General features: G+C 42.7%; 22 protein-coding genes and 4 pseudogenes. 9 read left to right on the forward strand and 17 right to left on the reverse strand.

Translation table 11 applies throughout. The features are described from left to right. Nucleotides 1-63: 63 nt before the first annotated feature. From AC0L6V_RS03835 to AC0L6V_RS03885, 11 genes and pseudogenes are all read right to left on the reverse strand, one after another. Entirely contained in the window at nt 64-1,140 is a 1,077-nt protein-coding gene (locus AC0L6V_RS03835; protein ID WP_265217533.1) for a phosphoethanolamine transferase, read from the reverse strand. A 6-nt stretch (nt 1,141-1,146) separates the two neighbouring features. Beyond that, nucleotides 1,147-1,543: pseudogene (locus tag AC0L6V_RS03840) on the reverse strand (phosphoethanolamine transferase domain-containing protein); the annotation flags it as partial. A gap of 464 nt (nt 1,544-2,007) precedes the next feature. Next, nucleotides 2,008-2,178, reverse strand: coding sequence for a hypothetical protein (locus tag AC0L6V_RS03845; RefSeq protein ID WP_265217534.1), 171 nt, complete (start codon nt 2,176-2,178; stop codon nt 2,008-2,010). 425 nt (nt 2,179-2,603) lie between these two features. Then, nucleotides 2,604-4,001, reverse strand: coding sequence for a PepSY-associated TM helix domain-containing protein (locus tag AC0L6V_RS03850; protein ID WP_265217535.1), 1,398 nt, complete (start codon nt 3,999-4,001; stop codon nt 2,604-2,606). Between the two features lie 231 nt (nt 4,002-4,232). Continuing rightward, complete coding sequence (locus AC0L6V_RS03855; RefSeq protein WP_265217536.1) at nt 4,233-4,607, reverse strand: DUF2946 domain-containing protein; 375 nt, start codon at nt 4,605-4,607, stop codon at nt 4,233-4,235. Between the two features lie 78 nt (nt 4,608-4,685). After that, nucleotides 4,686-5,054, reverse strand: coding sequence for a DUF2750 domain-containing protein (locus AC0L6V_RS03860; protein WP_265217537.1), 369 nt, complete (start codon nt 5,052-5,054; stop codon nt 4,686-4,688). 100 nt (nt 5,055-5,154) lie between these two features. Then, nucleotides 5,155-6,162, reverse strand: coding sequence for an adenosine deaminase (locus AC0L6V_RS03865; RefSeq protein WP_265217538.1), 1,008 nt, complete (start codon nt 6,160-6,162; stop codon nt 5,155-5,157). A 159-nt stretch (nt 6,163-6,321) separates the two neighbouring features. Continuing rightward, nucleotides 6,322-7,389 carry a BMP family ABC transporter substrate-binding protein gene (locus AC0L6V_RS03870; RefSeq protein WP_265217539.1) on the reverse strand — a complete coding sequence of 356 codons (1,068 nt, stop codon included), beginning with the start codon at nt 7,387-7,389 and terminating at the stop codon, nt 6,322-6,324. Nucleotides 7,390-7,456: 67 nt separating this feature from the next. Then, nucleotides 7,457-8,387: pseudogene (locus tag AC0L6V_RS03875) on the reverse strand (ABC transporter permease). A gap of 9 nt (nt 8,388-8,396) precedes the next feature. Continuing rightward, nucleotides 8,397-9,464: an ABC transporter permease gene (locus tag AC0L6V_RS03880; protein ID WP_409419395.1), complete on the reverse strand. Its 1,068-nt coding sequence runs from the start codon at nt 9,462-9,464 to the stop codon at nt 8,397-8,399. Next, nucleotides 9,461-11,021 (reverse strand): annotated as a pseudogene (locus tag AC0L6V_RS03885) (ABC transporter ATP-binding protein). Before AC0L6V_RS03885 ends, AC0L6V_RS03880 begins: the two are co-directional and overlap by 4 nt. A 472-nt stretch (nt 11,022-11,493) precedes the next feature. On the opposite strand from AC0L6V_RS03885, the gene AC0L6V_RS03890 reads away from it, so the two are divergent. From AC0L6V_RS03890 to rlmM, 3 genes are all read left to right on the forward strand, one after another. After that, nucleotides 11,494-12,555, forward strand: a complete 1,062-nt coding sequence (locus AC0L6V_RS03890) for a GGDEF domain-containing protein (RefSeq protein ID WP_409419397.1) — start codon at nt 11,494-11,496, stop codon at nt 12,553-12,555. A 104-nt stretch (nt 12,556-12,659) separates the two neighbouring features. Further along, nucleotides 12,660-13,340 carry a TIGR01621 family pseudouridine synthase gene (locus tag AC0L6V_RS03895; protein WP_409419398.1) on the forward strand — a complete coding sequence of 227 codons (681 nt, stop codon included), beginning with the start codon at nt 12,660-12,662 and terminating at the stop codon, nt 13,338-13,340. Nucleotides 13,341-13,377: 37 nt separating this feature from the next. Then, a complete protein-coding gene (rlmM, locus tag AC0L6V_RS03900) occupies nt 13,378-14,430 on the forward strand; it encodes a 23S rRNA (cytidine(2498)-2'-O)-methyltransferase RlmM (RefSeq protein ID WP_418138776.1) in 1,053 nt (350 codons plus the stop codon). A 77-nt stretch (nt 14,431-14,507) separates the two neighbouring features. Here the strand turns inward: rlmM and AC0L6V_RS03905 are convergent, their stop codons facing one another. The 3 genes from AC0L6V_RS03905 to AC0L6V_RS03915 are packed head-to-tail and all read right to left on the reverse strand — an operon-like array spanning nt 14,508 to nt 16,460. After that, complete coding sequence (locus AC0L6V_RS03905; protein ID WP_418138777.1) at nt 14,508-15,527, reverse strand: L,D-transpeptidase family protein; 1,020 nt, start codon at nt 15,525-15,527, stop codon at nt 14,508-14,510. After that, the gene (locus AC0L6V_RS03910; RefSeq protein WP_418138778.1) at nt 15,415-16,176 is read right to left on the reverse strand and encodes a L,D-transpeptidase scaffold domain-containing protein; all 762 of its coding nucleotides are present in this window, start codon (nt 16,174-16,176) and stop codon (nt 15,415-15,417) included. The genes AC0L6V_RS03905 and AC0L6V_RS03910 overlap by 113 nt, the downstream gene beginning before the upstream one ends. After that, nucleotides 16,173-16,460 carry a YkgJ family cysteine cluster protein gene (locus tag AC0L6V_RS03915; protein ID WP_265217545.1) on the reverse strand — a complete coding sequence of 96 codons (288 nt, stop codon included), beginning with the start codon at nt 16,458-16,460 and terminating at the stop codon, nt 16,173-16,175. Before AC0L6V_RS03915 ends, AC0L6V_RS03910 begins: the two co-directional genes overlap by 4 nt. Before the next feature lie 183 nt (nt 16,461-16,643). Here AC0L6V_RS03915 and AC0L6V_RS03920 point away from each other — a divergent pair, with 183 nt between their 5' ends. Next, nucleotides 16,644-17,882, forward strand: coding sequence for a diguanylate cyclase (locus tag AC0L6V_RS03920; protein ID WP_265217546.1), 1,239 nt, complete (start codon nt 16,644-16,646; stop codon nt 17,880-17,882). 91 nt (nt 17,883-17,973) lie between these two features. Here the strand turns inward: AC0L6V_RS03920 and gatB are convergent, their stop codons facing one another. The 3 genes and pseudogenes from gatB to gatC form a co-directional block, all read right to left on the reverse strand. Further along, nucleotides 17,974-19,419 (reverse strand): Asp-tRNA(Asn)/Glu-tRNA(Gln) amidotransferase subunit GatB, encoded by a 1,446-nt coding sequence (gene gatB / locus AC0L6V_RS03925; RefSeq protein WP_409419400.1) that lies wholly within the window; start codon nt 19,417-19,419, stop codon nt 17,974-17,976. Nucleotides 19,420-19,421: 2 nt separating this feature from the next. Continuing rightward, nucleotides 19,422-20,883: pseudogene (gene gatA, locus AC0L6V_RS03930) on the reverse strand (Asp-tRNA(Asn)/Glu-tRNA(Gln) amidotransferase subunit GatA). An 11-nt stretch (nt 20,884-20,894) separates the two neighbouring features. After that, the gene (gatC, locus tag AC0L6V_RS03935) at nt 20,895-21,182 is read right to left on the reverse strand and encodes an Asp-tRNA(Asn)/Glu-tRNA(Gln) amidotransferase subunit GatC (RefSeq protein WP_111606051.1); all 288 of its coding nucleotides are present in this window, start codon (nt 21,180-21,182) and stop codon (nt 20,895-20,897) included. A gap of 236 nt (nt 21,183-21,418) precedes the next feature. Between gatC and AC0L6V_RS03940 the strand changes: the two genes are divergently transcribed. The 5 genes from AC0L6V_RS03940 (at nt 21,419) to rng (ending at nt 25,861) form a co-directional block, all read left to right on the forward strand. After that, entirely contained in the window at nt 21,419-22,462 is a 1,044-nt protein-coding gene (locus AC0L6V_RS03940) for a rod shape-determining protein (protein WP_111606050.1), read from the forward strand. Nucleotides 22,463-22,529: 67 nt separating this feature from the next. After that, on the forward strand, nt 22,530-23,315 hold the full coding sequence (gene mreC, locus AC0L6V_RS03945; protein WP_265217547.1) for a rod shape-determining protein MreC: 786 nt from the start codon (nt 22,530-22,532) through the stop codon (nt 23,313-23,315). Beyond that, complete coding sequence (gene mreD, locus AC0L6V_RS03950; RefSeq protein ID WP_111638994.1) at nt 23,312-23,785, forward strand: rod shape-determining protein MreD; 474 nt, start codon at nt 23,312-23,314, stop codon at nt 23,783-23,785. The genes mreC and mreD overlap by 4 nt, the downstream gene beginning before the upstream one ends. 20 nt (nt 23,786-23,805) lie before the next feature. Then, nucleotides 23,806-24,414: a Maf family protein gene (locus tag AC0L6V_RS03955; RefSeq protein WP_265217549.1), complete on the forward strand. Its 609-nt coding sequence runs from the start codon at nt 23,806-23,808 to the stop codon at nt 24,412-24,414. Beyond that, complete coding sequence (rng, locus tag AC0L6V_RS03960) at nt 24,407-25,861, forward strand: ribonuclease G (protein WP_265217551.1); 1,455 nt, start codon at nt 24,407-24,409, stop codon at nt 25,859-25,861. The genes AC0L6V_RS03955 and rng overlap by 8 nt, the downstream gene beginning before the upstream one ends. Nucleotides 25,862-25,865 lie beyond the last annotated feature (4 nt).

Here is a 25,865-nt window from a genome sequence, read left to right on the forward strand (position 1 = left end):
TTGTTATATATGCACTAATTTATAGTATATAAAGTAAAAAAAAGGTAAAAATGATGTATGCTTTTATTCTTTATACCTGATTGTTCGGCATTTTTTGTAAAGGTCCAACTCTGGCTTATAGGCTGATGTTGTCACATCCATTATGCCAAGTAGGGAGTGAAAGATGTAATCTTGCGATATGCTACTGTTCTGAGCTTCATTTTTTAGGCAAGCTTGGTCTATATTTTTGGTTTTTACGAAGTCGTCAGACATCCATAGCATGAGCGGAACTCTGCGCTGGTAAATTGGGGCAAATGAGTAGGGAAGGCCGTGCAAAAATACGCCATTTTCGCCTAGTGACTCACCGTGATCTGAAAGATATAAAAGCCCAGTATTATACTGGTCACTAACGCCTTTAAGTTTCTCAATAAGTTTGCTGATGACAAAATCGGTATAATGAATGGTATTATCATAAGAATTTATAATGCTTTCTGAAGAGCAATTTTCAACATCATTTCTTTGACAATCTGGAGCGAACTTTTTTTGATTGTCTGGATAGCGTTTAAAGTAGTTTGGTCCATGGCTTCCCATCAAATGTATGAAGATAACTCTGTTGCCTTTCATGCTTTTAATGTCGGAGTCTAAGTTTTCCAATAGAGCCATATCGTAGCAGCTGTTGCCATTGCAGAATTCATTTATTTCTTCACGGTTTAACGTTGTTTTAGTTATATTGTCAGCGACACCTTTATCGCCGCTATCATTTTCTTTCCAGAGTAATGAAACACCTGCTCTTTTAAGAATATCGATAGCATTATCTTGATGCTTAGCAATAGATTCCTTGTATTCCTCTCTTGATAGAGCGGAAAAAATACAAGGTACAGATACGGCAGTTGCTGTACCACAAGAGGCGACATCTTTAAATGAGATAACATTTTGTTTGCTTGTGTACTCATTGGTTGGTCTTGGGTAGCCGTTCAACTGATAGTTTTGTGAGCGTGCTGTTTCGCCCAGAACAAAGAAAAATAGCGTTGGTTTTTTGGATGAGTTGCTAGAGATTTGCTTTGCATCTTCACCGATTTTTTTGTAAATAACAGGGCTGGAAAAGTAGGTGTTTCTTATGTATTTGTAAGAACTTGAAAGGTAGTAGGTTGGAACTATCATTTCTTTTAATTCACTGTTTTTCCTACCAATATAGCTTAAATCTTTAAAGTAAAAAAAGATGATAGATAAAATGATAAAGACAGATACTAAGATGGAAAGAAATTTTTTTCACGCTAATTTCAGGACTAATTTTTACTATTACTATCATTAAAGAAGGGATAATGCCTGTGATAACCACCCAAAATACGGAATAAAAACTTATATAAGATGTAGCTTCACCAGTATCGGTTTCAAATGCATTTTGAATCATTCCGTAATCGACGGAGATACCATAATTATATATTACATAACTTACGATACTTGATGTTAATAATAAGACAATAAAAATTGGCTTGGTGATATAAGGCCAACTAATGAGACTGAATAAGATGTATGTGATAAAAAAATGAAAATTGGCATGCATAAAAAGAGACCAATATCCATAGAGTTTGATCGTTCTAAAGCATCATAAAGATGTATATAGAATGGGATGTTTATAACTAATGCATAGTATAGAGCAGTTAATATCGTTAATTTAAAATACGTGATTTCAATCTTGATTGATAATGATTCTAATTTAAATTCCATTTTTTCCATTTCGCTTTTACTAGTTCAACAATCACCTCAATCTTAGTTTCTAATTTAATTATAGCAAATTTTATTTTGTGAATTTAAAAATATTTAAGGTGTGTTTTTGTTATTTTTGTTAATTTTTTTATATTTTTTTCATATATTGAGTGCGTTTTTATGGGTGAATGGGATATCATCTAGTTCCAGACGAATAGAAGGGTTGTTTCTCTACTATCTTATTCCGAAATGTCTAAAATAGGATAGTAGAAGGGAAGGGCAAAAGAGTGTTTTTATACAGTGAAGAGTGAAAATTTGCGCTTAGTCTTTTTTCTCTAGGGTGATTTCTAATGTTTTACTGCTACCCGCGAACCACTTTTGCACGTACAGCGTCCCCATGATTGGGGCTTTTCCTTCTTCAGGTACTTCTTGATAGCGTACGCTGTTTTTAGTTTCTTTCTCATACTCGAATTTTACGGTGGTTTTAGACATATTAGTATCCTATGTTAATGAATGTATGTTGACGTTTGAAATATCAGACCTTCCCTGACCTTAAGCAAAAGAGATTTTGTTTCGCCCATGGTCTATTTGGCATTTACGGTCAAATTGATAATGTATTTATGAAGTTTATCTAATGTATCATTTTAAAAATGAGAGAGAAATCTTAAGTTTGGAAAGTATTTTCTAGGTCATGTTGCCATCGTTGGTGATTGTGACTAAGGCTTGCTCCACCTTTTATAAGCAGTTGGATGTCTTTAAAAATCGTTCAGATGATAAAATTAACCCAATATTCTACTGATAACATGCCAATAGGCCAGAGAAAAAACCATTTAGGGTGTCTGTCCGCTTGATTTAAAGCATCGATAATGCTCATCAAGTTCGCAAGGAGTTTGATGAGCATAAGAGTACTGAAAGCCTTACTGTTGATATTTCCAGCGAAGAGCGTCGATGATTAAAAAGACAAGCAAACTAATGCCCATTACGGGCATGCTAACACCTAAAATAATGGCAATCAGCAGCGTGATGGTTTTTTGCGTGCCGGAGAGTTTCTTCCATGCTTGTCGCAGTGGCTTGGCTGAAGAGCCTGCCTGTGGGCGACGTAGCCACCACATTTTATAGCCCCAAATAATCATAAGGCACAAAGAGAGTCCAAAAAATGCCAAAATGATCTGGTTGGTAATGCCAAACAGAATGCCCATGTGTGCATCAATCCCCCAGCGAATTAACTTTGCAACCACAGGGAAGGTGGCAAAGTCAGCACGACTGGTGACGGTCATGGTGCTGGCATCTACCGCGACACTGTCAACTTGGGTTGGCCAAGAGCGGTCTATTTCACTCACCCGCCAAGCTTTATCTTTGGTTGAGGAGGGCCTTATTTCGAGCTTATTCGCGTCGATTCCAGCGTCTCTTGCTACTTTCAAAACCCCATCAAACAGAGCATCAACATCTTCAAATTTTTCTGCTGCTGGTTTCTTTGCCGGCATATTATGGTGACTTGAATGATTTAGGTGATCGGCATGTTCGTCAGACATCATCATATTGTGATCTATGGTTGTGAGGTCTTGTGAGACTGACGGTGTGACCCAGCCAATGCTATTGCGCAATGTGCTGATATTGTCTCCAGCCCATTTAGACCAAGTTAATCCAGTAATGGAGACAAAGACTAAACCGGCAAAAAGCAACAAACCTAGTTGATAATGGCGTCTACGTTTCCGAAGATGCGCTGTTTTGTTGGCCAATTCGGCCTTATTTTTCTTACCGCCTTTGTACCATAAAAATACGCCACCAAGTGCAGCGATCCATAGCCAAGAAGCGGCTAATTCACTGTAATAGCGTCCAACTTCGCCTAAAAGCAGTTGACGATGCATAAAATCTATTGTGGTTCTAAGTGGTAAAACGCCGCTGGTTCCATAGACAGGCAGATTACCTTTGACCTCGAGTGTGATTGGATCGATAAACACCGCTCTAGCACCGGAATGTTGTGCTGTTTCATCTAAAAACATGATACGCGTCGTATCGCCAAGTTCTGGTGCAGGGCGAACAGCAAACAACGTCAAATCACTTTGCAGAGACGATTTTGCGGCCGCGATTTGTAAGGAAAGCGGTTGGCTTTCTCCTATATTTTGTGTGGTTAATACATCTTTATAGAGGGCGTTTTCTATTTGCGGGGTAATCACATAAATCGTCCCTGTAAGGGCGGCGACAAAGATAAAGGGGCCGACGAACAGACCAATATAGAAGTGCAATCGTGTAATTAATAGCAACATTGCGTTTGAAGAAGACTCGGACGTCTTGCTATTGGTTTTTATTGACATTATTTATTTCTCGTTTGGTGGAAAAGGGAAAAACAACGCCTCTGAGCGAAACGCTCACTTTTCCATTATTATTAAAGACATGCATAATTTTGCTGGTTCTATGGCGAACCTGAATTGGCAGTGTCATTTTTTCGATATAGTGTTGAGAGTTAGACCGAAATGGTTGGTGGTGCTCTGGGGAGAATGGAAGTGAAGGGCACATTATATTTGTGCGAAATAGGCGTCGTTACCCTATTTAGGTAACGTTCTTGTATTAGCGGGATGAGGCTCAAAGGTTTTGGCATCTATCCAGTTTAAATGAAATAGTAGGGAACAGTAACCACAAGCCTCTAGAAGGTTTGCGCTTTCACCATGATTGTGATGTCCATGATGACTGATGTGGGCAGAGACAGTTGCTACTTGCTTGTCTTTGCTTTGCTCTAAAAGCATTTGGGCATGGTCGTGCCCTGAGGCGTGCATGTTCATTGACACGCCCCCCATCGGCATCATGCTTGATTGGGGTGCAATAGCATTGCTTATTTGAGAGAAAAGCGGACCAAAATAAATAAGAAAAACAGCAAATAAGCTAACACACATGGCAAAGTGTGTTAGCTTATTTCGACGCATTTTTAATTTTCTGTCTTCGCATGGAAGACTTTTTAATTGAAAATTCACGGCGTGTTTATCTTAGATTAAAGCGTAAAGTTAACGGATTAAATCGGCTGCATGTTCTTCCGCGGAAGCAACAATGCATTCACCCGCAAAATTTGGTGCAATACCTACTGAAAAACCATCGCCTTGCATGCCTGGCAGCCATTTTTCGGCCCAATCCACGGCATTGATTTCTAGACTATTGAACCCAGTATAATCTTTTTCGCCCCAAGCCACTGCTAAGGCTTCCGTTGGCCAAATGGGTAATACTTTATCGCTGCCAAGATCAATGATCAAGCAGCCTTCAGTGTCAGCGAGTGTCCATACAGACGAGCCTTTTTTTACGAGTTTTATAACATGCTCATAGCGTTCACTGCTGGGCAAACGATAAAAAGTATCATCAAGAGGGATTGGGTTTGACATGGGATGGTCTCAATTCAGTCGTAAAAAACGAAATATTACCACATTGACGAAAAGGAGTGATCCATTCAATCTATCTTTAGTCAATGTGGCGGATAAAATGTTAGGCGAACAGTGTACGTAACTGCGCTAGGTGTTTTTCTTTTAAATTGTTCTCCATCCAACTCCCTGTTATACCATTTTGCGCCAATTGGAATAATTCCTCTTTGCTAATGCCTGTATGAGTAATTAATGACGCGTAGTTATCGGCCATATAGCCACCAAAATACGCAGGGTCGTCTGAGTTGACTGTGGCGTTCAGACCACGTTTTAACATGGTTTTAATTGGGTGGTCTTTCATGTCATTAACAACACAAAGCTTTAAATTGGATAAAGGGCATACCGTTAATGTTAGGCCGCGCTTTTTGATTTCTTCAATAAGTTGGTCGTCTTCCAGTGCTCTATTGCCATGATCAATTCTATCGACATCGATTTGATCGATTGCTTGCCATACGTACTCTGGCGGACCTTCTTCTCCCGCATGGGCGGTGACTTTTAGGCCAAGGTTTTTGCAGGCTTCAAAAACACGCAAGAATTTCTCTGGTGGGTGACCCACTTCAGAACTGTCTAAGCCTACACCGTCAATTAAATGTAGGAAGGGTTTGGCGAGTTCAAGGGTTTCAAAAGCACTTTCTTCGCTTAAATGTCTGAGAAAAGACATGATGAGTTTAAATGTCATGCCCCATTTTGTTTCTGCGTCTTTGAGGGCGCTATAAATGCCGTTGATTTGCGTATCAAAAGGGACGCCACGAGAAAGGTGTCCTTGAGGGTCAAAAAAGATTTCCACATGCACGACGTTTTCGCTGTGGACCTTGCTAAGGTATGCCATGGTTAGGTCGTAAAAATCCGCTTCATGAAGCAGTACTGACATGCCTTGGTAATACAAATCTAAAAAATCTTGCAAGTTAGTGAATTGATAGGCCGCTTTTAATGCTTCAACGGTATGGTATTTCAGTTCAACCTGGTTTCGTTGTGCAATGGCAAACATCTGCTCTGGCTCAAAGGTTCCTTCTATGTGTAAGTGAAGTTCCGTTTTAGGCATTTTCTTTGATAGTTCGATCAGTGTTTCCATAGGTTTCCCTTTCGTTGCTGTGCCTTGAATTCTTAAATATAGCGATAAAAGCGAAGATGAAAAAGAATGGCTGGCAGTGTTGTGTGAGTGTGGCTTAAAAAAACAGGGGAATATACAGCCAGCAGAGCTGGCCGTATATAAAAAATTACTACAAACGTATTAACGTGGGATTTCGTCGGTAATGCCTTCCACGTACCAGTTAACCTGAGCAAGTTCTACATCGGTTAATGAGTGGTCAGCTGGTACGGCGATATTGCCTTTGTTGTCTTTGATTGGTCCAGTGAAGGGTTTGAATGCACCGGATTTGATGGCATCGTGAGTGGCATCAATTTTGGCTCGTACTTCAGTTGGTAGATTTGGGTTAATAGAAGCTAATGTTAGCATATCATCATGGAATCCACCCCAGAAATCCTGAGATTTCCAAGTGCCATCCATAACGGCCTGAACTTCTTTGATGTAGTAAGGTGTCCAGTTGTCACGAACAGAGAAAATGTGCGCATTAGGCGCAAATTTACTTTGGTCCGAAGCTTGTCCAATAGCGCGTAGACCACGTTTCTCTGCAGCAATGAGCGGAGCTGGGCTGTCTGTGTGTTGCAGCATGACGTCAACACCTTGGTCCATCAGTGCATTTGCGGCATCGGTTTCCTTACCTGGGTCATACCAAGTGTTCGCCCAGACAATTTTCATTTTTACATCAGGGTTAACGCTCTTTGCTCCCATGTAAGCCGCATTGATGTCACGGATAACTTCTGGGATTGGGAAAGAACCAATATAGCCAATGGTATTGGTTTTGGTCATCATTCCTGCCGCTACACCAGAGATATAACGACCTTCATAGGTACGCAATACATAAGTACCTAAGTTTTTGTCTAGTTTATAGCCTGTTGCGTGTTCAAATTTCACATTTGGAAAGCGTTTTGCAACTTTCACTGTTGGGTTCATAAAGCCAAAAGAGGTTGTGAAAATAAGATCATTTCCCGCTTTTGCTAACTGAGTAATAACACGTTCTGCATCGGCACCTTCTGGCACGTTTTCAACAAAAGTGGTTTTGATTTTATCACCAAAATACTCTTCTAAGCCTTTACGGCCCATGTCATGCTCGTAGCTCCAACCTAAATCGCCAACTGGGCCAACATAGATGAAACCAACTTTTAATGGCTCTTCTGCTTGAACTGCAGCTGCCCCCGCTAAAAGCCCCAAACTAACCAGCAAACTTTTCAGTTTCATTTTTCGCTCCTTTTATGCCCTAAGGCTTTATTGTCTTCAATAGTGAAGTAATCGTTAATTGTGTTGGTTAAGCCATGTTTCTTGGGTCAAAGGGTTTGCCCAATGAACGAGGCGCTAGCAATTTTTCTTTGAAATGGTCGGCACTAATAATCACCATGACAACGACGGTCGCCACATAAGGCAACATGGCCAGTAAGTTGGGAGAAATAGACCATCCCATGCCTTGTAATACCAGATGCATAATGCTCGCCAAACCAAATAGATAGGCTCCTAGCATGATTCGTCCAATTCGCCATGAGGCAAAAACAACCAGTGCCAGGGCAATCCATCCTCGCCCAGCGGTCATGTTCTCTACCCACATAGGGGTATAAACAAGCGACATGTAAGCCCCTGAAATCCCCGCCATGGCGCCGCCAAACATGATGGCTAAATAGCGTACTTTAAGTACCGGTATGCCAATCGCGTTTGCCGCGTTAGGATTCTCCCCTACGGCTTTGAGCGTTAAGCCAATGCGGGTTTTATTGACCACGTAAAACAACACTGCGGTCATGCCAAAAGAAAAATACACTAAAATATCATGGTTAAAAAGAATGCGTCCTATGTAAGGTATGTCGGACAATAATGGGATGGCGATGGGGGAAACCTTGAATGGTTTGACCGACAAAGCCAGCCCCCACAAAAGCACTTAGGCCCGTACCAAAAATCGTTAAGGCCAGTCCAGTGGCGACTTGATTAGCACCAAGCTGCAAGACTAATACGGCGAAAATCAGGCTCATGGTGCTGCCCATTATTATCGCGGCAAGAACACCAAATCCCATGTTTCCAGTAGAGTAGGCGGCCAAAAAGCCAACTACAGCGCCCATTAACATCATGCCTTCTTGACCAAGGTTTAATATTCCTGATTTCTCGCAAATGACTTCGCCAAGGGCAATAAAGAGCAGTGGCGTGCCTGTTTTAACAGCGGCAAATAAGATTTGTACGATAAGATCTGAATCCAAGATGTGCTCCTAGTTTGTCGCTTGATTTGAAAAGCTGAGACGGTTATTGATGAAAAAGTCACAGGCCAAGAGGAAGAAAAGTAACACCCCTTGAAACATACTGACCACGGCAACAGGAATGCCCATTTCGATTTGAGCCAGATCGCCACCCATGTAAATAACGGCCATAAAAACAGCGGCAATGATAGCCCCCAGCGGGTGGAGCCTACCCAAATACGCGACAATAATGGCGGAATAACCGTAGCCTGGGGACACATTCGGTACCAGCTGTCCGATGGGGCCTATGGTTTCGCTGACCCCTGCTAGGCCAGCCAATGAGCCCGCAAATAGCATGACGAACCAGCTTAATTTTTTACTATTAAAACCGGCGTATCTTGCCGCGGGTTCATCGGCACCAAAGACGCGTATTTGAAAGCCTAGGTGAGTTTTACTCAAGATAAACCATCCGATGATGCCAGACAGAATGGCAAAAACAATACCAAGGTGGATGCGGCTATTTTCAAACAGCGTGGGCAGTAAAGTGGCATCGGTAAACATGGCGGATTCTGGAAAGCCAAACCCCTGGGGATCTCTTAATGGTCCATGCACCGCCCAAATTAATAAATACAGCGCGATGTAGTTGAACATAATGGTGGTTAATATGAGATTTGAATTAAAGCGCAGCTTTAAAAAGGTAGGAACGGCGGCCCAAATCATTCCGGAAGCAATGCCTGCCAGTAGGGTAATGGGCAAAGCCAATGCCGAATCCGAGTCGATGAAGTAAATGGCCATGGCGGAACCGCCTAATGCCCCCGCCAATAATTGTCCTTCTGCACCAATATTCCACATGTTTGCGCGATAACATAGGGATAATCCTACTGCACAAAGCAGAAGAGGGCCCATTTTTACGAACATTTCGCCAATGTTATAACTGTCTGCTAATGGCGCGATCAGTAGCACGTGTAATGCTTGTGAGGGAGATTTACCAATAGCAGAAAATAGAATGCCGCCAAAAATCAAGGTTAACAAAATAGCCAGTAGCGGAGAGGCTACTTTCATTAATGAGCTTGGCTCAGTGCGAGCTTGAATGCGGATCATGCCTTAGCCTCTTGTTCTTGTGCACACACCGATGTGTTATTGATAAAAGTTCCTGCCATCCATTGACCTATTTGGTCTATGTTGGTGTGTTCTGTTTTCACTAAGGGGGATAAATGTCCGTTGCAAACGGCGGCCATTCTGTCAGCCAATAAAAACAGCTCGTCTATGTCTTCTGAGATGAGCAAAATGGCGGCCCCTTGATCTCGAAGCTCGAGTAATGCTTGATGAATGGCGAGCGCGGCGCCCACATCAACTCCCCACGTTGGGTGGGCACAAATCAATACTTTTGGGTTTTGACCAATTTCGCGACCCATAATAAATTTTTGTAGATTGCCGCCACTTAAGCTTTTCGCTTCAGAAAACTCACCATGGCATTTCACTTTGTATTTGGTGATAAGCGTCTGAGTGTAATTTTTGATGCTTTGCCACTGTACAAGTCCGTTTTTAATAAAGCCGTCGCTGTGTGTTAAAAGGGTGTTCTCTGTTAGGCTCATATCTGGCACTGCTCCCCGACCTAAACGTTCTTCAGGGACGTAAGCCATGCCCAGTTTTCGCCTTTCGCCGGCATGCAAATGACCAATGTCGAGGTTATTCAGTGAAATAGCCTGTTTGACATTGCGAGCGTCCTCGCCACTAATTATGGCCATGAGTTCGTCTTGTCCGTTACCCGCTACTCCAGCAATGCCTAATATTTCACCAGCTTTTAACGTAAGATTGATGTCTTTTAGCGTTGTGCCGAAAGGGTGTTTGGATGGCAGAGACAAATTGGTGATGCTGAATACAATGTTTGTCCCTTCTCTTTTGACGTATCCCGCTTCTTGTTCGGCCAGCTCGCCCACCATCATTTTGGCAATGGTGGCAGGCGTTTCTTCATTAGGGATACAGGTATCCACTACTTTTCCGCCACGGAGAATAGTGGCTTTATGGCAAATTTCAGTGACTTCATGCAATTTATGGCTGATAAATAGAATGCTACAGCCTTCTTTTGAAAGGGTGCGTAAGACGTCGAACAGTCCAGATACTTCCTGTGGTGTTAGTACTGAAGTCGGTTCATCTAATATCAGTAGTTTCACCGACTGTACAAGACAACGCATAATTTCCACTCTTTGTCTTTCGCCAATAGAAAGAGAATGTATATAGCGACTTGGATCAACGTTTAAACCATATTCTGCTGATAGTTTTTTGATCCTATCCGCCAAATCGCCAATGTTATTCAATTGAGCTTTGCTTAGACAGAGCCTCAATGTTTTGGCTGACGGTCAGCGTTTCAAACAGCGAAAAATGCTGAAATACCATGCCAATGCCTAGGTCTCTAGCGATAGAAGGGGATTTGATGCTGACTTCTCTACCATCCCAAATAATGTCGCCTTTATCTGGTGCGACCACACCATAAATGGTTTTCACCAGGGTGCTTTTTCCTGCGCCGTTTTCTCCAAGTAAAGCATGGATTTCTCCTGGCATCAGAGTCAGGCTTATATTGTCGTTGGCAAGGCAGCCTGGGTATTGCTTGGTAATGTTCGCAAGCTCAAGGCGTGATACCGAGTTGTGTGTTTTCAATGTTTCGGCACCTTATTATTCATGGTTACATAGATGAAAGAATGCACTTTTTTGGATGTTGTCTGCTCTATTGTGGTGCGCATCATGTTTATTTTTTACTTATTTGACCGATTAGTTAATGTTTGCTGTCTGAAACAGATATACTGGCTTTATGCTAATCAATATTCATGCCAATGGGGCTGGCAAATATTGTGGCGTAGAATACGAAAGTTTCAGGTGTTTGTCTTAGACTGTTTTATAAGAATGCTAATTATTTAGAGTGATGTTTATTTGCTCAAATGAATAGGAAAAAGAAAGGCTATTCTGTAGAATACGAGTTTTAGTCTTTTGACAGTTGAAACCTTTTGTAAGTCTAGTTGTTTTTTGCGAACACAAAGTTGCAAATACTCTGGTTGAGTCTAATTGCTCATAATACGGAATGTAAGTGCGGGGTATAGTGTTTTCTTCAATAAAAAAAATCATAGAAAAGCTTTTGAATCTCGGTTTTGAAGATGAGTTTGGTAACGATCTTAATCAAAAGCATGTGGTGAATTTTTCTTACATGATGTTCTGCATTAGCTCAGTGCTTATGCTGGTTGTCTTTACATCACGATGCTTGCCTGCTGTTGCGATTTTTTGTTTTGCTGGATTGCTCTTAGGCTTAATTGGTTTGCGTTATAACTACAGAGGGTATTTCTATCGCGCGCAAGTAATAATGCCGATTATTAAGATTGTACAGATTGGCATTCTTAGTCTGTTTTACTTTGGCACAGATAGCGGTCTTCATTGGCTTTTTGTGAATGTTATTGCTTATTCTTTTGTGGTTTTTCGCTCTGATCAGCGCTCAATCAAATATTGGATTGTCTGTGTATCTACTCTTTTGTTTTTAGTTTGTGAACTATTAGACACAAGGGGTATTTATCTTACTAGTATTGATCAAAATATAGTGATTGTATTGGTGTTTATTGCCGTATCTTTTAATTTTGCCATGGTGATCCATCTGGTCATGAACAGGCTTAAGTCGGTGAATCGACACTTGCGTATTTTAGCCGAAAAAGATGAGTTAACGGGGCTGTCTAATCGAAGGAAGGTATTGGCCGATGCAGTCAATATTTTTGCAGACTCGGTAATCAATAGAGAATCCTGTGTGTTTGCAATTGTGGATTTAGACCACTTTAAAAAAATTAACGATACTTTTGGTCATGAGGCAGGTGATCTGGTGCTGTCCAAGGTATCTACACTGATGGCGTCAGTGATTCGCCCCCAAGATAAGATTGGTCGTTATGGCGGTGAAGAATTTATTGTCATATTGCCCAACACTACCTTGAGTGCGGCTGAGCGGATCATGGAGAATATGAGGCAGTCAGTCGAAGATATGTTGATCGAGACTGAGCATGGCATTGTTATCCCAGTCACTATCAGCATTGGTTTGGCGCCAATAGAGTCCAGCGTTTCTCGTTATGAAGAGATATTAGCTCAAGCTGATAAAGGCCTATACGAAGCTAAGCGTAGTGGTCGAAATAGGCTTTCTGCGCTTTCTAATTATCAAAACTAAAATATAATCGCTTCTTTTTGTTGACATATGAGTTGTCCACTTTCTCTGTGGATAAACTTGTTGGCTAATCTATTTTTCCTTTATTTATTCGTGATGAGGCCGTTTTGCTCGAAGTATTGTTTCGTAGTGATGACTACTGGGTCATTGAAAAGCCTGCGGGTATGAGTTTTCATGCAGAATCTGAAGCTGTTGGGGTTATGCAGTTTTTGGCCAGCTCCTTCCCTGAGTGCTCTTTTTATCCTGTGCACCGTTTAGACAAAATGACATCTGGATTATTGATTGTTGCTTGTAATGCTAAAGCTGCCGCCACGTTTGGTAAAATGTTTGAAAATCATGAGATGGAAAAACGTTACTTGGCGTTGTCTGCAAAAAAGCCAAAGAAAAAACAAGGTACTATTGTGGGTGGTATGGTGCCCAGTAGAAGAGGGCAATGGAAATTAACTAACTCTAGGGAGAATTTGGCGATTACGCAGTTTTTTTCTCTTTCTTTTCAAGGGAATAGAGTATTTCTTGTCAGGCCTTTGACTGGCAAAACCCATCAGATTCGCGTGGCGCTAAAGAGTCTCGGATCACCTATTCTAGGAGATCTTAGGTATGGTGGAGAAGAAGCGGATAGGGGGTATTTACATGCTTATTCTTTGCAGTTTGATTGGCAGGGAGAGGAAGTGCGTTATGTTAGCTTGCCTAAATTTGGGTCATATTTTTCACCTGAATTATCTGCTTTTGTTACGGCCCAATTGGCTGAGTCTGTTGTAAAATGGCCCTCTAGAAAGTCATTAATATAACTCGGTAGGAATGATGCCTACTTGAGAAGGAATTGTAATGAAAAATGTTTTGGTTTATTGCCGTCAAGGTTTCGAAAAAGATTGTGCGGCAGAGTTGTCTGAGATTGCAAGTAGCAAAGGGTTTTACGGCTATGCGAAGGTTGTTCCGGATGCTGGTTATGTTGTGTATAACTTTGATCAGACGGATGCAGGAGAGCTATTAATTCAGCAGCTGGATTTTAATCGTCTCATATTTGCACGCCAGATTGTTGCGGTTAATGATGTTATTGCATTGGAGCAGGGTGGTCGAGTTGAGTCTTTGCTTGAAGCGGCTCGTGAGTTGCCATTGGCTGAAGATATTTGGATAGAAACCGCCGATACTAATGATGCGAAAGCGTTATCGAATTTGATTAAAAAACTCGAAAAACCCCTACGGGAAGGCTGGAAAAAATCGGGCGTTTTGCGTAACAAAGCGATTGGTGTGCGTCACCATGTGTTTATGCTTGATGGAGAATCCGCATACTTGGGCGTGTCTTATGCTGCGTGCCGTAGTGAGTTTCCCATGGGCATTCGTCGCTTGCGCTTTCCCGCAGCGAGTCCAAGTCGCTCAACTCTAAAGCTAGAAGAAGCTTTTTTACAATTTGTCCCAGAACGCACTCTTGAGGCAGATTTAACGGAAGGAATGACGGCGGTTGATTTAGGGGCTGCCCCTGGAGGCTGGACGTATCAGTTTGTTAAAAAAGGCATTCATGTAATTGCCATTGATAATGGTCCTATGCAAAAAGAACTCATGTCTACTGGCTTGGTGCAGCATGAGAAGGCTGATGGGTTTAAGTTTGAACCCCCTTACACGGTTGATTGGTTAGTGTGTGATATGGTTGAGCGTCCTATGAAGGTGGCTGAACTGATGGCCAAGTGGTTGGCCAATGGCTGGACAAGGCGTGCGATTTTTAATTTAAAACTGCCAATGAAAAAGCGATATCAAGAAGTCTCGCTGTGTTTACAAACCATTGAGGCGATGTTGAAAAAAGCGGGGGTGGGTTACCATTATCAGGTAAAACACCTTTATCACGATCGTGAAGAAGTGACCGTTTGTATTATGGTTAGATAGTGACGCGTAAACACGCGTGCAATTTTAAGTCTTAATAAACCCCATAACCTCACAGTAGGTTCATGGGGTTTATTGCATTAGATGGAGTCTCTAGGGTCGATCGGAGAGTATCCCATGGCTTCTTCCATTAGGTTGTCTCTTGCGTAGATGTCATTACGAAATTCCAGCATGCCATTTGCGTTTGGCACAACGGTAAAATACACCAAATAAACCGGAATGTAGTTAGGTAAACTGATAACCGTGTTGCTGCCTGTTTTTAGTGCGTTGTTCATTTCATTAAACTGTTTGTTGCCTTTGGTGATTGCTTCAGCAAACGCCATAGGCTTTTCTAGTCGAACGCATCCTGAACTAAAAGCCCGCTCCGCTTCACGGAATAGATGTTTCGCTGGTGTATCGTGCAAGTATATTTCATTTTTATTGGGAAACATGAATTTAAACTGGCCTAGCGCGTTCCCCTCGTCAGGTTCTTGTTCAAAGCGAAAAGCAAGTTTGTCTTCACTAATCTCTTTCCAGTTTATTTTGGTGGAGTCCAGCTCTTTTGCACCGATACTCCAGCTTGAATACACTTTATAGCGATGTTTTATAAGATAATTTGGGTCCGCCTGAAGTTTAGGTAGTAGATTTTCTCTGGCAATGCGATGGGGAACACGCCACGTCGGGTTGGTGACCATATAAGTCATTAACCCCTTGAACACGGGGGTTTTACGGTCAGGCTTGCCAATGACGGCTTTCATGGAAGTGAGTTCACCGTTTAAGTGCATGTCTACCGTGTAGTTGGTTAAGTCAACCCAGATGCGATTTGCTTCTAATTCGCTTGGTAGCCAGCGCCATCTTTCTAGATTGTAGGCAATTTGCTTTGCTCTAGATTTTAATGGGATGTTAAGCATTTCAATGGTTTTTGATCCAGCGGCACCGTCCGCAGTAATATGGTGGCGTTGTTGAAAACGTATCAATGCTTCTTTTAAGGATGAGTCAAATTGCTCTTCATTTACCTTGCGTGTAGAGAAGCGTATATCGCCGAGTTGAACTAAGCGTGCCCTTAGCTGTGCAACTCGGGGTCCTGTGTCGCCAGCTGATAAAGGCACTCCCGCACTCACTAATATATCTTTTTCTTTGGCGGCCAGCTCTTGGTAATACACGAGCCATTTTTGTAGTACTTGGTATTGCGGGCTGCGTGGAGCAAATAATGGCAGGGCATTTACCATGTCGGTTGCAGAGTCGAGATATAAGAGCCTCTTTCCAATTATTGTTGGGGGCGTCTAGCTGCCAATTTGGATCGATAAGTTGAGGCTCATAGCGGCCATTACTTAGGTCATGAGCGTAGCTTGTTAATGCAATCGTCGCGATAACGTCCATTTCCGCCAGTTGTTGGGAACTGGGTTGTTTTAGTGCTAAATATTCTTTAATGATATCTGAGTGATAATGAATAGGGTTTAACCCATGGGTATGGGATTGCTCAAGTACGTCGACAAGCTTATAGATAGACATATTGATTTTTTCATCTTTAATCCACACTGGTTCATAATCGCGTGATTGGTAAGCATCAAGAACGGTTTCATTTGGCAGTGCTTGGCCGGCAACGGGGGTGAAGGCGTTAAGTGTGAGTGAGACTTGGTTTTTAATGCTGTCTTCTATTTGTGACTCGCTTGGAGGGACAAGAACAAATGACTTATTTGAGCCAGTAGAGCAAGCGCTCAATAGTAGGCTGGCGCAAATAATAGGGAGGAGTTGTTTTGCTAATGTCATTTGTCTTTCCTTTTAAATAAATGGCTGTGTATTGGTTTTGTGTCGTCTTCCAAATTCGACAAAATATGGAGTGCCTCTGTTCTGTTGTTGCCACAAGTGTATTCTTCTGCTTGAAAATCTGAACATACTTTGGGTCTTAGTGGATCGCCAAAAATGGCACATCGATAGTCGTCCAAAAGTTGCACGCAAGTTTCCCCAGCCGCTTTCCCGTTTGGCATGCCGGGAATTGGAGAGGAGATCGAGGGTGCCGTGCAGCAAGCGCCACAACTTGGTCGACATTGCATAGTTGATACTCTTATTGTAGCGTTGATTTTAGTCGCAATTCTTCGTGTTTGCTTTGCATAATATTTACAAAACAACACTTTGATTAACTATTTTAGAGTATCGCAATCTTGGGTCATAGAGGATAATAAAAAAAATACACTTGGGCGCGTACAGATATTGTTTTTTAAGGTAGAGTTTTGCAGATGATGGCAGAAAAGAAAATACTAGTAGTCGAAGATAGCCTTATGGTGTCAAAAGTATTGCATCATTTGTTGTCCCAAAACCCTCTTTTTACGCCAGTGTTATGCGCTTGCTATAAAGAAGCGCAGGAAAACTTTACGGGGGTAGAGGACACGTATTTTGCTGCCATCGTTGATCTTAATTTGCCAGATGCCCAAAACGGTGAGATTGTTGATCTTATTTTAGCGAGCAAAGTGCCTTGCATTGTGTTGACAGGCACTTTTGATGATAGCTTGCGGTTGCGGTTACTAAATAAAGGGGTGTTGGATTACGTCACCAAGGATAGTCGTTATTCTTTTGGGCACGTTATCAAGGTAGTGGAGCGACTCAGTAAAAATCAGGGTACTAAGGTCTTGGTAGCAGACGATTCTGCGACTAGCCGTCGTTTTATTAATAGCCTTCTTCAGCAATATCGTTTTAATGTTATTGAGGTTGAAAATGGTCAAGAGGCACTTGCCAAATTAGAAGGAGATCCGAGTATTCGGATGTTGATTACCGATCATAATATGCCATTGGTGAATGGTTATGATTTGGTTCGCATGCTGAGGTACAACTCTCGTTTTCAAGATTTAGTTATTATTGGTTTATCTGCTGAAGGCGATAACACATTGTCAGCTAAATTTATCAAAGCTGGAGCCAATGATTTTCTCAAAAAGCCTTTTTTTCATGAAGAGTTTCATTGTCGTATTGTGCGTAGTTTAGAAGCGCAAGAAATGCTGGAAACCATACGTAATCTAGCGAATGTCGATCCATTAACAAAACTTAAAAACCGGCGTTATTTGTTTGAGCAGGGAGAGCAGCTTATTCGGAACGCCTCAAGCCCTGTTTCGTTGGTTATGATGGATATAGACCACTTTAAAGCGGTTAATGATACATACGGGCATATCGTTGGTGATGACTTGTTAAAGTTTATGGGTCTTGAAATCGCGAGTGCTTTTCCTGATATGCTGGCCTGCCGTTTCGGTGGTGAAGAGTTTTGTTTGATGACCGAAATTGATGCCGGCGAGTTAATGGCTAGATTGAATCGTTTTTTAGAGAGTCTTAGATCTAAGGAGTTTACGGAAGCGAAAATCGCTCTGACTTGTAGTGTTGGGGTTTGTGTACGAGGCTCTGGTTTTTTGGAGGAGTATGTTCGGGTGGCTGACGCGAATCTCTATGAGGCTAAAAGGCAAGGTCGAGACAGGATTGTTTCTGATTTATAGCGGTGATGCTTTGTGAATCGATTAAAAGACAACCCCCATTTATTGAATGATGCAATTACTGGGGGTTGTTGTGTGACAAACGTCTTAGTGGTTAGCCTTTCAGCATTTTTGCTAGGATTGGGTTAACTAAGCCGGGATTTGCTTTGCCTTGTGATGCCTTCATAACTTGTCCAACAAAGAAGCCAATCATCTTTTTCTGCTTGTCTTCGTCAGCGGCTCGATATTGCTCAACTTGAGCAGCATTGGCGTCTAAAATAGTTTGGATCATAGCTTCAATTGCGCCTGTGTCGGTAACTTGTTTCAGGCCTTTTTTGTCGATGATCTCATCGGCAGAGCCTTCGCCATCCCACATGGCTTGCAGTACGTCTTTGGCTGTTTTGCCGTTGATTGTGTTGTCTTTTACACGAACCAACAGTTCGCCAAATGCCTTTGAATCTACGGGGGCGTTTTCAATGTCAATCTGTTCTTGGTTAAGTAGCTTGCTTAGTTCGCCCATTACCCAGTTGGCGGTTAGTTTTGGATCATTAACCGCTTGGTTGGCATTTTCAAAGTAGCTAGCCATGGCTCTAGAAGAGGATAGAACGTTGGCGTCGTACTCGCTGAGTGCGTACTCGCTTTGAAAGCGTGCTGCTTTCTGATTTGGTAGCTCGGGTAGGCTAGCTTTGATGTTGTCAACGTATTCTTGTGTTAATACCACAGGCAGTAAATCTGGGCATGGGAAGTAGCGATAGTCGTTAGCGTCTTCTTTGGAGCGCATACTGCGCGTTTCATTTTTTTCCGGATCGTATAGGCGAGTTTCCTGAATGATGCGACCGCCGTCTTCTAGGATATCGGCTTGGCGTTCAATTTCAGTGTAAATGGCTTTTTCGATAAAGCGGAACGAGTTAACGTTTTTGATTTCGGTGCGAGTGCCATATTCTTTTTGGCCTTTAGGGCGTAAAGAAAGGTTGATGTCACAACGCATAGAACCTTCTGCCATGTTGCCGTCACAAATACCAAGATAGGTGACGATAGAGTGAATCATCTTGACATAAGCAACGGCTTCTTTTGCTGAGCGAATGTCTGGTTCGGATACGATTTCGAGCAAAGGCGTGCTGGAGCGATTTAGATCGATACCTGTCATGCCCTGAAAGTCTTCGTGCAAGGATTTGCCAGCATCTTCTTCTAAATGGGCGCGAGTAATGCCGATGCGTGATGTGGTGCCATCATCTAGCACAACGTCAAGATAGCCTTTTCCAACAATGGGATGATCCATTTGGCTGGTTTGGTAGCCCTTTGGTAGATCTGGGTAGAAATAGTTTTTACGAGCAAAAACAGATTTCATACCAATTTCTGCGTTGATGGCGTGGCCAAACATAACTGCCATGCGTAGCGCTTCTTTATTGAACACCGGCAACGCACCTGGCATACCTAGGTCAACAAGGGTTGTTTGTGTGTTTGGCTCCGCGCCAAATCCTACTGCTGCACCAGAGAATAATTTTGATTTTGTAGAGAGCTGAGTATGAATCTCAAGGCCTATAACGACTTCCCAATTCATTGTTATGCTCCTTTTGCCATGTTGGGTGTTTGTAAGTGCCAGTCAGTGTGTTGTTGATACTGATGCGCTACGTTGAGTAGCTTGGCTTCGGCAAAGTAGTTGCCCATGATTTGCAGGCCAACCGGCATGCCATCAGCAAAGCCAGCAGGAACAGACATGGCTGGAATACCAGCAAGATTCACCGACAATGTGTAGATATCTTCTAAATACATGGCAACAGGGTCATTGGTTTTGCTGCCGAGTCCAAATGCAGTAGTGGGTGCGACAGGTCCCATGATCACATCGACTTCTTCAAGGGCTTTAACAAAGTCTTCTTTAATAAGGCGACGAATTTTTTGCGCTTTAAGGTAGTAAGCGTCGTAGTAGCCTTCAGATAGGGCGTAAGTACCAATCATGATGCGTTTCTGAACTTCTGTGCCAAAGCCTTCCGCTCTTGAACGCATATACATATCTAATAAGTCTTTGGGATTGTCGCAGCGATGACCAAATCGTACGCCGTCAAAACGAGATAGGTTGGAAGACGCTTCAGAGGGTGCGATCACGTAGTAAGACGGGATGCTCAACTGTAGATTTGGCAGTGAAATCTCTTTCACTGTAGCGCCGAGTTTTTCAAACTCTTTGACTGCTGACATAATGACATCGGCTACCTTTGGGTCTAAGCCATCGCCAAAGTACTCTTTTGGTAAGCCAATTTTTAAGCCGGTTAATGGTGCATTTAGGTTTGCTAAATAATCGTCGGCTGGTTTATCTGCCGATGTCGAATCTTTTTCGTCGAATCCTGCCATAGCTTGCATTAAGTGTGCGCAATCTTCGGCACTTTTTGCCATTGGGCCACCCTGGTCTAGGCTTGAAGCATAGGCAATCATGCCAAAGCGCGAGACTCTACCATAGGTCGGTTTAAGGCCCGTGATGCCGCAGAATGAAGCGGGTTGTCGGATTGAACCGCCAGTGTCAGTTCCTGTCGCAGCAACCGCTAAACCAGCAGCAACCGCGGCAGCGGAGCCGCCTGATGAACCACCAGGAACCATGTTTAAATTCCAAGGGTTTTTAACCGCACCGTAAAAACTGTTTTCGTTGGAAGAGTCCCATAGCGAACTCGTCCATATTGGTCTTGCCAAGCATAACTGCGCCAGCTTGTTGGATGCGACTGGTGACTGTTGATTCGTATGGCGGTACAAAGTTATGCAGCATTTTAGAGCCGCACGTCGTTAATGTGCCTTCGGTGCAGAATAGATCTTTATGGGCAACAGGAATGCCTGTAAGGCTTGTGCCTTTTCCGCTTTGAAGTAGGGCATCAGCAGTCGCTGCTTGTTCTAGGGCGCGTTCTTCGCTGACGGTGATGAAGCTGTTTAGTTGTGGATCAAGCTTGGCTATGCGCGCTAAGAAAAGACGGGTCAATTCAACGCTAGAAATGTCTTTGTTGCGTAATTTTTTTGCTAATGTCGCGATGCTTTGTTCGAACATGCTTATCTCTCTTAATCGATCACTTTTGGTACGAGGAAAAGGCCTGCTTCGGCTTGCGGCGCGTTCGCTAGGAATGCGTCACGACGATTTTCCTCGGTGACTACGTCTTCTCTTAATCTTTGAGTCATTTCAAGCGGGTTGGAAAGCGGTTCAACACCATCGGTATTAACAGATTGCATTTGCTCGACAAGCGATAAAACGCTAGACAGAGAATGTTGGTATTGATCGGCGTCTGCCTCAGTAAGGGCGAGGCGAGCCAAGTGTGCAATCTTTTGCACGTCTTGTTTGTCTATGGACATGTTCCACCTGATATTTTGATTATCGTAAATGGCTTTTATTGTATCCCTTAGTTGTAAGGCTATAAAGCTAACAGTGTGAAAAATCTAGCTTATTTTTCATTTATCAAAAAAATTTTAGGAAACAACGAAATACTGGGGAACTTTTTCAACATTTACGCGGAATCAACTTGCCCAATGGTCCCGTGATTGTTACATTTTGACGCTGTTCGTTTCGTATTATCAGGGTGTAAGAATTCATGTTTAAGAAAATCAGGGGAATGTTTTCAAGTGATTTGTCTATTGACTTAGGAACGGCAAATACCCTTATTTACGTTCGTGATCGCGGGATTGTGCTTGATGAGCCATCTGTTGTCGCTATTCGTCACAACGGAAACCAGAAAACAGTGGCGTCTGTTGGTACAGATGCTAAGCGTATGTTGGGTCGTACCCCAGGCAATATTACGGCTATTCGACCCATGAAAGACGGCGTTATTGCTGACTTTCATGTCACTGAAAAAATGCTACAGTACTTTATTGCGAAAGTTCATGAGAACAGCTGGCTAAAACCGAGTCCGCGCGTTTTGGTTTGTGTGCCATGTAAGTCGACTCAAGTTGAGCGTCGTGCGATCAAAGAATCAGCATTGGGTGCAGGTGCTCGTGAAGTGTATATTATCGAAGAGCCAATGGCGGCGGCTATTGGTGCCGGCCTTCCTGTTGCTGAAGCGTCTGGTTCTATGGTCATTGATATCGGTGGCGGTACCACAGAAATCGCGATCATATCTTTAAACGGTATCGTGACGTCGGAATCTATTCGTGTTGGTGGTGACCGTTTTGATGAAGCGATTGTGACTTACGTTCGTCGTCAATACGGTAGTTTAATCGGTGATGCAACGGCTGAAAGAATTAAGACAGAGATTGGTATGGCTTACCATACTGGTGAAGAGTTGCAGATCGATGTGCGTGGTCGTAATTTAGCTGAGGGTATTCCTCGTTCATTTGTACTCAGTAGCACAGAGATTCTAGAGGCATTACAAGAGCCACTGGCACAAATTGTTCAGGCTATTAAAGGTGTTCTTGAGCAATCTCCACCAGAATTGGCTGCTGATATCGGCGAAACGGGATTAGTACTTACCGGTGGTGGCGCTTTGTTGCGTGAGATAGATCGCTTAATCAGTGAAGAAACAGGTTTGCCTGTTATTATTGCTGATGATCCACTGACTTGCGTTGCTCGTGGTGGTGGTATGGCTTTAGAGTTAATGGATAAGCATGCGTCTGAATTGTTTACTGTTGATAACGAGTAAAAGTTAGGAGCGTCCCATTAACAATTCGCTTCTTTTTAGCGGTAAGGTATCCAGTGCACGTTTTCTTGTGTTGGTATTTTTGTCTGCTGCAATGATTGTCGCCGATGTTCGTTATTCTGTTTTTTCGCAAGTAAGGCCATATTTGACCTTGCTTGTAACACCGATTCAGGTGGTGGTTAATACGCCGCAAAAAATGTTTAATTGGGCGGGTGAGCACCTTGCCAGCCGCGAAGGATTGGTTAAGGAAAATCAGTCTTTGCAAGCTGAAATATTGTTATTGCGTAGTCGTCAGCAACGTCTTGATTCGCTTCAGGCCGAAAACGTTCGATTGCGAGAATTATTGGACGCCTCTCAACGTGTTGATGAAAAAATCGTCATGGCAGAAGTGATTGGTTTTGATCAGAATGCTTACAGCCATCGCTTGATGATTGATAAAGGCTTTTCTTCTGGCGCTTATGTGGGACAGCCTGTTTTAGATGCTACTGGCGTGCTTGGGCAGGTCGTTGAAACGGCGGCATACAGTAGTCGAGTATTGCTGATTGCTGATGCGAGCCATTTTGTTCCTGTGCAATTATCTCGAACTGGTTTTAGGGGGATTTTGCGGGGAACAGGGGATTTGAAGCGTATGGAGTTAATGAGTGTTCCTCGATCCGTGGATATCAAAAAGGGCGACATTTTGACAACGTCGGGTTTGGATAAGCGTTTTCCTAGTGGCTACCCAGTTGGTGTGGTACGAAGTGTAAAATACACCCAAGGAAAAGCTTATGCGGATGTTGATGTGGTTCCTTTGGCTCAGTTAGGTCGTAGTCGCCACGTAATGCTGATTGAAAAACCCGAGGCTGAGCGAGAATGAAGCCAATTTTTGTTTTTTGTATCACGCTATTAACCGCTTTAATGCTTGAAGCTGTGCCTTTTCCTGAGCAATTTGTTTGGTTCCGTCCAGAGTGGGCTTTGCTGGTCATACTGTATTGGGTGATCGCTTTGCCATTTCGAGTGGGAGTCGGTTTAGCTTGGTTCTTAGGGTTGATGGTGGATTTATTGCAAGGTGGCATAATAGGTCAACATTCCCTAACTTATGTCATCATTGCTTATACCTGTGCTGTTTTTTACAAGCGTTTAAGAATGTATCACCGCTGGCAGCAAGGTTTTTTTATCTGTATGTTGGTCAGTATTAATCAGTTACTGGATTTCTGGATTGATCATTATCTTGGGTATGCAGAGCCCACCTTGATGATTTTTATGCCAGCGGTTATTACTGGTTTGTTGTGGCCTTGGTCATTTATTATTTTGCGTAGCGTGCGACGCATTTATGCTATCCGTTAGGCTGTTTTTAGGAAGAGTTTATGCTTGTTTTGGCTTCCGCTTCGCCGAGAAGGAAAGAGCTGCTTAGTCTCTTGGTGAAGGAATTTGAGGTTCTGCCTGCCGATATTGATGAGACACCACATCATCAAGAAGCAGCAAAAGATTATGTCGTTCGTATGGCGGTTGAGAAAGCCAAGGCAGCCATTAATAAATATAAAGTGCAACCGGATGCTGATTCCTCTGCTATTATTATGTCATCCGATACGAGTGTTGTGATTGATGGGGACATTTTAGGTAAACCGGCTTCTCTTGACGACTCACATTCTATGCTTAGACGGCTTTCTGGTCGTTCCCACCAAGTAATTACTTCTCTTTGTCTTAGTGATCTTAGATTCGACCATGTCATAACAAAGTGCATTGTAAATGATGTATCGTTTCGTGACATTTCCGATGTTGAAATAGAACAGTATTGGAAAACAGGTGAGCCACATGACAAAGCGGGGTCTTATGCCATTCAGGGATTAGGTGCTGTTTTTGTTCGTTCAATGTCTGGTTCATATTCGGCGATTGTGGGTTTGCCTTTGTATGAGGCGGCACTGATGTTGGCTCAATTTGGAATTCATCCATTAGAGGGATTATCCCATGAGTGAAGATGTACTCATAAATGTGACTCCGATGGAGATACGTGTTGCCTTGGTTGAGAACGGTGTGTTGCAAGAGGTTTACATTGAGCGCTCTAGTCGTAAAGGCATTGTAGGTAATATTTATCAAGGAAAAGTGGTTCGAGTGCTTCCGGGTATGCAGGCAGCTTTTGTCGACATAGGTTTAGAACGTGCGGCTTTTATTCATGTTTCAGAAGTAGCAGATCGCGATGCTGTTAACCCAAGTGATCAAATTGGTGATTACTTGCGTGAAGGGCAATCATTAGTGGTGCAGGTAACGAAAGATCCGATTAGTACAAAAGGGGCGCGTTTGACAACGCATCTTTCTATTCCTTCTCGTTATCTCGTTTACATGCCAGACCAATCTCATGTGGGTGTAAGCCAAAGAATCGAAAATGAAGCTGAGCGTGAGCGTCTTAAGTCACTGGTTTCTGAAGCCTTGACCGATGCTGATGAAAACAGCGGCTATATATTACGAACAGCGGCTGAAAGAGCAGGTGAAGAGGAGATATTGGCTGATATTAAATTTCTCACTCGACTATGGCAGTCTGTGAAACGTCGTATGCAGCATGCAAAAGCTCCTTCTATTATTTATGAAGATCTCCCTTTGCATTTGCGTACTATGCGTGATTTGGTGGGGTTGTCGACAGAGAAAATTCGCATCGATTCCAAAGAAAACTATGCCAAATTGCGTTCCTTTGCTGAAGACTTTATTCCTGAGTTGCGAGATCGTATAGAGTATTACCCGGGTGAGCGTCCGATTTTTGATCTGTATAGTGTTGAAGATGAAATTCAAAAAGCGCTAGATAGAAAGGTGCAATTGAAGTCGGGTGGGTATTTATTGGTTGAACAAACTGAATCAATGACAACCATTGATGTAAATACAGGCGCTTTTGTGGGCAGTCGGAATCTTGAGGAGACTATCTACAAGACGAATCTTGAGGCAGCAACCGCTATTGGTCGACAACTGAGATTGAGAAATCTTGGTGGCATTATTATTATCGATTTCATTGATATGGAAGATGAAGAGCACAAACGTCAAGTGCTTAGAATGCTTGAAAAAATATTGGATGCAGATCACGCTAAAACCAAAATTACCGGTGTTTCTGAGTTGGGTTTGGTGGAAATGACAAGGAAGAGAACACGAGAAAGTCTTGGGCAAACGCTTTGTGAGCCTTGTCGTTCTTGTCGTGGTAGTGGTTTGGTAAAAACACCAGAAACAGTGTGTTATGAAGTGTTTCGAGAGATTTTAAGGGCGGATCGTGCTTATAATTCTCAAACTTATACGGTCTTGGCGGCCAGTCCTGTTGTCGAACGTTTTCTTGATGAAGAAAGTGCGGCGGTCGCAGAGTTAGAGGCGTTTATTGGCAAGACAATTCGCTTTCAAGTGGACTCTATTTATACACAAGATCAATATGATGTGGTTCTGCGTTAGCAGT

The organism is Marinomonas sp. G8-14, assembly GCF_055808935.1.